Genomic DNA, 8,482 nt, shown 5'->3' on the forward strand with positions numbered 1-8,482 from the left:
ACCAGGCCATGCGCGCCGTGGGCCTGCCGTCCATGCGCATCCTCTATACCGAAGCCGCCGTGGTCATCGCGCTGGTGCATGTGATGCTGCCATTCATGGTGATCCCGGTGTGGACCTCGCTGCAAAAGCTGGACCCGGGCGTTGAAGACGCGGCGCTGTCGCTGCAGGCCTCTCACTTCACCACATTGCGCCGCATCATCTTTCCGCAGGTGCTGCCGGGCATCCTGTCTGGCAGCCTGATTGTGTTTGGCCTCTCCGCCAGCGCCTTCGCCATCCCGGGCCTGCTAGGCGGGCGGCGTTTGAAGATGGTGGCGACGGTGGTGTATGACGAATACCTGCACGAACTCAACTGGCCGCTGGGCGCGGCCATTGCGCTCACGCTGCTGCTGGCCAACCTGGCCATCATGCTGAGCTACAACCGCGTCCTTGAGCGCTCTTATAAAAAGTCTTTGGGATAAGGAGCGCACCATGTCCAAAAACGGTCCCCTCGCGCTGCTCTTCAACGCACTCGTCATCACCTTCATGCTGGCGCCGCTGGTCATTGTGTGCGTGGTGGCCTTCACGCCCGGCAACACGCTGGCCATTCCGACCACGGAGTTTTCATTGCGCTGGTTCCGCGCGGTGTTTGCGCATTCGGACTTTGTGCAGTCCTTCAAGAACAGCCTCTGGCTGGCGTCGATATCTGCGACGCTGGCCACGCTGCTGGCTGTACCGGCCGGGCTGGCGATTGCCCGCCATACCTTCCCAGGCCGTGATTTTCTCAATGGCCTGTTCCTCTCGCCGCTCATCATTCCACACCTGGTGTTGGGTGTGGCCTTGCTGCGCACCTTCTCGCTGATCGGCGCGACCGGCAGCTTCTTCTGGCTGGCGCTGGCGCACGTGGTCATCATCACGCCCTATGTGCTGCGGCTGGTGCTGGCCTCGGTTGAGGGCAGTGACCGCAGCGCCGAGCAGGCGGCCCTCTCGCTGGGCGCAAGCCAGGCGACGGTGTTTGTGCGCGTGACGCTGCCGATGATCCTGCCCGGCGTCACCGGCGGCTGGCTGCTCGCTTTCATCAACAGCTTTGATGAGGTCACCATGTCGATCTTTGTCACCGCGCCTTCCACCGYGACCTTGCCGGTGCGGATGTACATGTATGCGACCGAGTCGATAGACCCCTTGATGGCGGCCGTCTCGGCCCTCATGGTGGCGCTCACGGCTGTGGCCATGCTGGTGCTGGACCGCATCTACGGCCTCGACAAGATTCTGGTCGGACACAAATGAAATCAACCATTGAAATCGCCGGGGTAAGCCTCAAGCCTGCAGCCCTGCTTCACCGCGTGGCCGAAGGCGGCCGCAAACCCGTGGGCTTTGTGCTCAATGGGCTGGCACTGACGGCACTGGCCGGCGACACCGTGCTGACGGCGGTGCTGACGCACAGCGCGCAGCTGCGCTTCAGCGAATTCAGCGGCGAGCCGCGCGCCGGCTTTTGCCTGATGGGTGCCTGCCAGGACTGCTGGGTCGCCACCGAATCGGGCCGGCGACTGCGTGCCTGCAGCACCTTCATTGAAGAAGGCATGCGGCTGGTGACTGGCGCGGAGGGACCGGTATGAGCACGCAGGCGGTGATTGTGGGCGCCGGCCCGGCCGGCGTGCGCGCGGCCGAGGCGCTGGTGGCGCACGGCCTGCGTCCCGTGGTGGTGGACGAAGCGCCGCGCTGGGGCGGGCAGATCTACCGCCAGCCGCCCGCGGGTTTCTCGCGGCCTAAAGAGGCTCTCTATGGTTTTGAGGCCGGGCGCGCCGATGCGGTGCATGAGGCCATGGCCGGCATCCTGGACAAGGTTGATTACCGCCCCGACACCCTGGTCTGGAGCGCTGAAGGCGGCAAGCTCGACTTGCTTCATCACGGGCTGATGAGCACGCTGCCCTACAGCCATCTCATTGTTGCCACCGGCGCGACAGACCGTGTCCTGCCTTTTCCCGGCTGGACTTTGCCCGGCGTCTATACGCTGGGCGCCGCGCAGGTGGCCCTGAAATTCCAGGGCTGCGCAATTGGCTCGCGCGTGGTGTTTGCCGGCACCGGGCCGCTGCTGTATTTGATTGCTTACCAGTACGCCAGGGCCGGCGCCAAAGTTGTGGCGGTGCTCGATACGGCCAGTTTTGCAGGCAAGGCCGCCGCCGTGCCCGCCATGCTGCGCCAGCCGGCGCTATTGGCCAAGGGCCTTTATTACCTGGGCTGGTTGCGCATGCATGGCGTCGCGGTGCACCAGGGCGTGGAACTGGCAGGCGCCACAGGCGATGAACGCGTGCAGGCGATGCACTGGCGCAAGGGCGGCCGCGCGCACGAGATCGCCTGCGACGGCGTGGGTTTTGGCTACGCGCTGCGGCCCGAAACGCAGCTGGCCGATTTGCTGGGCTGCCGTTTTCGCTATGACAGCCTGCAGCGCGGCGCATTGCCCGAGCGCGACGCCATGGGCCGCTCCAGCGTGGCAGGTGTTTACCTGGCTGGCGATGGTGCCGGCATCATGGGCGCTGATGCCGCGGAATGGGCTGGCGAGCGTGCCGCGCTGGCGCTGCTGGCGGACACCGGGCACAGGATCGATGTGGCACGCGCGGCCTCGCTCGAAAACCAGCTTTCGCGTACGGCGGCCTTTCGGGAAGGGTTGGAGCGCGCCTTTCCGTTTCCCGTTGACTGGGCTGCAGCCGCCCCTGATGAACTGGTGGTCTGCCGCTGTGAAGAAATCACCGCGGGCGAGTTGCGCCAGTGCGTGGCCGACACCGGCGCGCGCGAGATGAACCGCCTCAAGGCGCTGACGCGGGTGGGCATGGGGCGCTGCCAGGGGCGTACCTGCGGCGTGGCGGCGGCGGAAATCCTCGCACAGGCCTGCGCTGTATCGCCTGATGCCGTAGGCCGGCTGCGCGGGCAGTCACCCATCAAGCCCCTGCCATTTTCGGCCGTGGCCGCCCAGGCAATGAAGCAGGAGGGCGTGTAGTGGAACGCGTCACGGCCGACGTTGCGATTGTGGGCGGCGGCATCATGGGCTCGTCGGCGGCTCTGTTCCTGCGTCGTATGGGTTTGTCGGTCGTGCTGCTCGAGCGTGATCTGTGCGGTTCGCGCTCCAGCGGCGTCAACTACGGCGGCGTGCGTCGCCAGGGCCGGCCGATCAGCCAGCTGCCGCTGTCGCAGCGCGCGCAGGGCTTGTGGGCGCAATTGCCCGAACTGATCGGCATCGACGGCGAATACCTCCCTTCGGGGCACCTCAAGATCGCGCGCAGCGAAGCCGACCTGGTCTCGCTCGAAAGCTACCGCGAGCGCACGTTGGGCTTCGGCATGGATTTGCAAATGCTTTCCATGCGGGCCCTGCGCGAACGCTGCCCGTGGCTGGGAAAAGCTGCCATAGGCGCATCGCTGTGCCCCGGTGACGGACAGGCCAACCCGCGCCTCGTGTCGCCGGCCTTTGCACTGGCCGCGCGCAAGCTCGGCGCCGACGTACGCGAACAGACCCGTGTGGACGAGGTGGCGCGCGACGGAGCGGTGTTTGTGCTGTGTTCGGGCGATGCGCTGGAGGTTCGCGCCAAGCACCTGCTCAATTGCGCGGGCGCATGGGCCGGCGCCCTCGCGGCGCAATTTGGCGAACCTGTGCCGATGGAGGCCGGGCACCCTGAGATGTCGGTGACCGAGCCGTTGCCGGCGTTCATGAACCTCAGCCTTGGCGTGGAAGGCGGTGGCATCTATGCCCGCCAGGTGGCCCGCGGCAACTGCGTCATCGGTGGCGGCCGGGGTTACGCGCTGGACGACCAGCGTGCCCGCGCACAGCGCAGCGGCCTGGCCGGCCTGATGCAGCAAACCGTCGAGCTGCTGCCGGCGCTGAAACACGCGCACATCATCCGCACCTGGAGCGGCACCGAAGGCTACCTGCCCGACCGCCAGCCGGTGATAGGGCCGAGCGCCACCACACCGGGCCTGATTCATGCATTCGGATTCGCCGGGGGCGGCTTCCAGCTGGGGCCGGGCGTGGGTGCGGTGCTGGCCGACCTGGTGTGTGAGGGCCGCAGCGCCACGCCAATTGACGCTTTTTCGATTGAACGCTTTTCCGCAAACCCGCGTGCGACAACCGCCGGGCCCGTTTCTTTCTCCGTTGTCTAGTCCTCTTCACAGTCCTCCTCAATTTCACTGCCTTCACTTCACCAACGCCACCAGGAGCTTTCCATGAACATCTCCCTACGATTCCTGACCGCCCGCGCTACAGCGGTGTCGCTTGCCGTTGCAGCCGCCGGCCTGGCCGGCGGAAACGCCATGGCCCAGACCAAGACGCTGTACATCGGCATGAACGGCGGCACCATGGAAAAAACCTACACCGAGAACGTCTTCGGCGCGTTTGAGAAGGCCAACAACGTCAAGGTCGTGGTCGTGCCCGGCACCTCGTCAGACATCCTGGCCAAGGCGCAGGCCAACAAGGACAACCCGCAGATGCACGTGATGTTCCTGGACGACGGCATCATGTACCGCGCCATCGGTATGGGCCTGTGCGAGAAGATGCAGGCCACCCCTGCGTTGAATGACCTGTTTCCCACGGCGCGCTTCAAGGGCGACATGGCCGCCGGCGTCAACATCGGCATGACCGGCATTGCCTACAACAAGAAGATGTTCGCCGAAAAAGGCTGGACACCGCCGACTTCCTGGATGGACATGGCCAACCCGAAGTACAAGGGCAAGGTGGTGTTCCAGTCGCTGTCGTCGTCGACCTTCGGCCTGCACGGCTTCCTGCTGTTCAACCGCATCCAGGGCGGCAATGACAAAAATGTGGAGCCCGGCTTCAAGGCCTGGCCCACCACCATAGGCCCCAATGTGCTCGAGTACATCCCGAGCTCGGCCAAGATCGCTGAAATGGTGCAGACCGGCGAGGCCGCGATGTTCCCGCTCACGCCCACCGCCGTCGGCGTGCTCAAGGAAAAAGGCCTGCCCGTGGAATACGTGCAGCCCAAGGAAGGTTCGGCCGTGCTGACGGTGGGTGAATGCGTGATCGCGAAGAACAGTGAACCTGCGCTGGCTCACAAGCTGGCCCAGTACCTGCTGTCGCCTGAGGCGCAGGCCGCGGCGCTGGAGTTTGGCGACCAGATACCGTCCAACCCCAAAACCAAGGCCAGCGGCAAGGCCGCCGCGCTTGTGACCCAGATGAACACCTACATGAAGACGGCGACCACGGTGGACTGGGATGCCATCAACGAGAACCGCCCAGCCTGGAATGCGCGCTGGAACAAGACGGTCGAGCGCTGATCATCTATTGCCTGCACCTTTCGCAGGCGCCGCATGCAAAAACCCGAAGCGGGCCTTTCCGGGCCACTTCGGGTTTTATGCTTTTTGGACCTCCAGCGCAGTAAAGGTGAGCGCAAGCAGCTATTAAATTTATAGCGCCCTAATTGTGCCGACCGCGCAGCAAGCGCAAGCCATTGCCCACCACCAGCAGGCTGGCGCCCATGTCGGCAAACACCGCCATCCACATCGTTGCCGTGCCGAAGATGGCCAGGAGCAGGAAGATGCCCTTGATGCCCAGGGCCAGGCTGATGTTCTGCCACAGGATGGCATGCGTGCGTTTTGACATCTGCACCGTTTCTGCCACCCTCTCCAGGTTGTCGTTCATGATCACCACGTCGGCCGCTTCCATGGCTGTGTCGGCGCCGGCGCCGCCCATGGCGAAGCCGATGTCGGCCTGCGCCAGCGCGGGCGCGTCGTTGATGCCGTCGCCTGTCATGCCGGTGGCGCCGTAGTGCCGCTGCATTTCGCGAATGGCATCAAGCTTGGCTTCGGGAAGCAGGTCGCCGCGGGCGTCGTCGATGCCGGCCTGGCTGGCGATGGCGCGCGCCGTAGCGGCGTTGTCACCGGTCAGCATCACGGGCGTGACGCCCAGCGCCTTCAGGTCGGCAATCGCCTGCCGGGACGTTGGCTTGATGGTGTCGGCCACCGCGAACAGGGCCAGCACGCGCGTCCCGTCGGCCAGCAGCGTCACAGTGCGGCCTTGCTGTTCATGCCGGGCGAGTTCGGTTTCCAGTTCCACACTGCACAGGCCCAACTCATGGATGAGGCGGTGATTGYCCAACACGAGGCGTTGGCCCTGGGCCGTTCCCTCAACGCCACGGCCCGGCAGGGCCTTGAAGGCTTGTACCTCGGCGGCATCGGTGTTCAGTCCCGCCGCAATCGCTTTGGACACCGGATGATCAGATCGTGAGGCCATGCCGGCGGCCAGCTGCGCGGCCATCGCTGCGTCGGCATTGCCCCAGGTACGCCAATCCACCAACTGGGGCTTGCCCTCCGTGATGGTACCGGTCTTGTCGAGTGCGATGGCTTTGAGCAGGCGCGCCTGCTCGAGGTAGGTGCCGCCCTTGATGAGGATGCCCTGGCGCGCGGCGGCCGAAAGCCCGCTTACCACCGTGACGGGCGTGGAAATCACCAGCGCGCAGGGACAGGCGATGACCAGCAGCACCAGCGCCTTGTATGCCGACTCTTGCCAGCTCAGGCCCGCCAGCAGCGGCATCAGCACGGCGACGGCAACGGCGATGGCGAACACTGCCGGCGTGTAGACGGCGGCAAAGCGGTCGACAAAACGTTGCGTGGGCGCGCGGCTGCCCTGGGCCTGCTCGACGGCATGGATGATGCGTGCCAGCGTGGTGTTGCCGGCCGCCGCCGTGACGCGGATTTCCATCTCACCTGTTTCGTTGATGGTGCCTGCAAAGACGGTGTCGCCCGGCTCCTTGTCGACCGGAATGCTTTCGCCGGTGATGGGCGCCTGGTTGACCGCGCTGCTGCCCAGGGTCACCAGGCCGTCCAGCGGTACGCGCTCGCCGGGGCGTATGCGCACCAGGGCCTGCAGCGGCACGGCGGCCACCGGCGTGTTGGCCCACGCGCCGTCTTCGCCCTGCATCAAGGCCTGCTCTGGTGCCATGTCCAGCAGGCCCTTGATGGCGTTGCGCGCGCGGTCCACGGCTTTGGCTTCGATCAGCTCGGCAATGGCATAGAGCGCCATCACCATCGCGGCTTCCGGCCACTGGCCGATCAGGAAAGCGCCGGTGACGGCGACCGACATCAGCGCGTTGATGTTGAGCTTGCCGCGCAGCAGGGCGGCCATGCCCTTTTTATAGGTGTCCAGGCCGGCCAGGCCAATGGCCAGCGCCGCCACCGCCATGCCGGCGATTTTCCAGGCCAGCAGCTCGGGCGCAAAAAACGACACAGCCTCGGCGCCCACGGCCAGCACCAGCGCCGCGGCCAGGCGGGTGACACCGCTGCCAAAACCGTCAAAACCGCCATCATGGCTGTGGTCGTGCCCATGCCCCTCATGGTCGTGGCCGCCTGTATGCGTGCTGGCACCCTGGGCAGGCTGAGGGTCAAACCCGGCCTTGCGGATCGCGTCCAGGGCAGTCGCACAGGCTTCTTCGCTGGCGTCTATTCGCAGCGTGCGTGCGCCCAGCTGGAAGCCCAGCGACCGGATACCGGCGATCGGCTCCAGCGCGCGCCGGATGTCAGACTCTTCGGCGCTGCAGTCCATGGTGGCGATGCGGAAAATCCGCCCCGCGGCACCCGCGGCATTGGATACAGGTGCGTGTGCGGCGTGGGCGCCGCCACAGCAGTCGCCGGTAGGGGCATCCACGCCGGAAACAAGGGTTTTTTCAGATTTCATGGCCTAATTGGAAACCCTGTAGCGGCCTTAGAGTCAAGCTGGCTGCTGAAGTGACCCTACAGCAATGTGGGGACGATGTTCAAGGAGTCGCCATGAAAATCGGAGAACTGGCCAAAACCGCACAGACCCAGACGGAAACCATCCGTTACTACGAACGTGAGGGTCTGTTGCCCGAAGCGGCGCGCACCGACGCCAATTACCGCATCTATGACGAAAGCCATGTGCAGCGCCTGGCCTTCATACGCCACTGCCGGTCGCTGGACATGACGCTGGCGGAAATTCGCGCACTGCTGAACTTCAAGGATGCGCCGGCCGGCAGCTGTGACGACGTCAACAGCCTGCTGGACGAGCACATCAGCCACGTCGCCACCCGCATCCGCGAACTCAAGGCGCTGGAAAAAGACCTCAAGGCTCTGCGTGAGCAGTGTGCCAGAGGCCAGGCCGGGGGCGACTGCGGCATCCTCAGCGGCCTGGAAAAAGCTGCACTGCGGCAAAGCCAGAACCGTACCCCCGCCGGGCGCGGCCATGCGCATATCCACGGCGCGCACCCGCAGGTCGGTGTGCCCGCCAAAGAAGAGGGCCGCCAAAAGACCGCTACCGGCAAGGCGGCTGCCGAGCGCAAGTGACAAAACGCGGCCCGGTATTTTTACAAAGCACTTGCTTGCTAAAAATATCGGGTTTTGCTAAGGTCCGTCCTTATGGACAAACCTGCCGCGCGTTCGCGACCTGCCGCACGCGCTCATACCCCTTCGAAAACCGCAACCGGCAGCGCTGAAAAGCGTCCGCGCGGCCGGCCGCGCAAAACCCTGGACGAACGCGACGACGGCAACC

The 8,482-nt window shown here is 65.2% G+C and carries 8 protein-coding genes; 7 read left to right on the forward strand and 1 reads right to left on the reverse strand.

Features of this window, described 5'->3' with window-relative positions:
• The 6 genes from AC1D1P_RS08595 to AC1D1P_RS08620 all read left to right on the forward strand — a co-directional run.
• Window positions 1-458, forward strand: a 458-nt coding sequence (locus tag AC1D1P_RS08595; protein ID WP_477672688.1) for an ABC transporter permease, incomplete at its 5' end; no start/stop codon positions are given.
• A gap of 10 nt (window positions 459-468) precedes the next feature.
• On the forward strand, window positions 469-1,263 hold the full coding sequence (locus AC1D1P_RS08600; protein WP_477672689.1) for an ABC transporter permease: 795 nt from the start codon (window positions 469-471) through the stop codon (window positions 1,261-1,263).
• The gene (locus tag AC1D1P_RS08605) at window positions 1,260-1,592 is read left to right on the forward strand and encodes a (2Fe-2S)-binding protein (RefSeq protein ID WP_477668452.1); all 333 of its coding nucleotides are present in this window, start codon (window positions 1,260-1,262) and stop codon (window positions 1,590-1,592) included. The genes AC1D1P_RS08600 and AC1D1P_RS08605 overlap by 4 nt, the downstream gene beginning before the upstream one ends.
• A complete protein-coding gene (locus tag AC1D1P_RS08610; protein WP_477672690.1) occupies window positions 1,589-2,971 on the forward strand; it encodes an FAD/NAD(P)-dependent oxidoreductase in 1,383 nt (460 codons plus the stop codon). Before AC1D1P_RS08605 ends, AC1D1P_RS08610 begins: the two co-directional genes overlap by 4 nt.
• A complete protein-coding gene (locus tag AC1D1P_RS08615; RefSeq protein WP_477672691.1) occupies window positions 2,971-4,125 on the forward strand; it encodes an NAD(P)/FAD-dependent oxidoreductase in 1,155 nt (384 codons plus the stop codon). Before AC1D1P_RS08610 ends, AC1D1P_RS08615 begins: the two co-directional genes overlap by 1 nt.
• 63 nt (window positions 4,126-4,188) lie before the next feature.
• Window positions 4,189-5,256, forward strand: a complete 1,068-nt coding sequence (locus AC1D1P_RS08620) for an ABC transporter substrate-binding protein (protein ID WP_477668449.1) — start codon at window positions 4,189-4,191, stop codon at window positions 5,254-5,256.
• 139 nt (window positions 5,257-5,395) lie between these two features.
• On the opposite strand, the gene AC1D1P_RS08625 is transcribed toward AC1D1P_RS08620, so the two are convergent.
• Entirely contained in the window at window positions 5,396-7,651 is a 2,256-nt protein-coding gene (locus AC1D1P_RS08625) for a heavy metal translocating P-type ATPase (protein ID WP_477672692.1), read from the reverse strand.
• Window positions 7,652-7,743: 92 nt separating this feature from the next.
• Between AC1D1P_RS08625 and cadR the strand changes: the two genes are divergently transcribed.
• Window positions 7,744-8,277, forward strand: coding sequence for a Cd(II)/Pb(II)-responsive transcriptional regulator (gene cadR / locus AC1D1P_RS08630; RefSeq protein WP_477668447.1), 534 nt, complete (start codon window positions 7,744-7,746; stop codon window positions 8,275-8,277).
• Window positions 8,278-8,482: the final 205 nt, after the last annotated feature.

This window comes from Polaromonas sp. P1_E1_2, assembly GCF_056406035.1.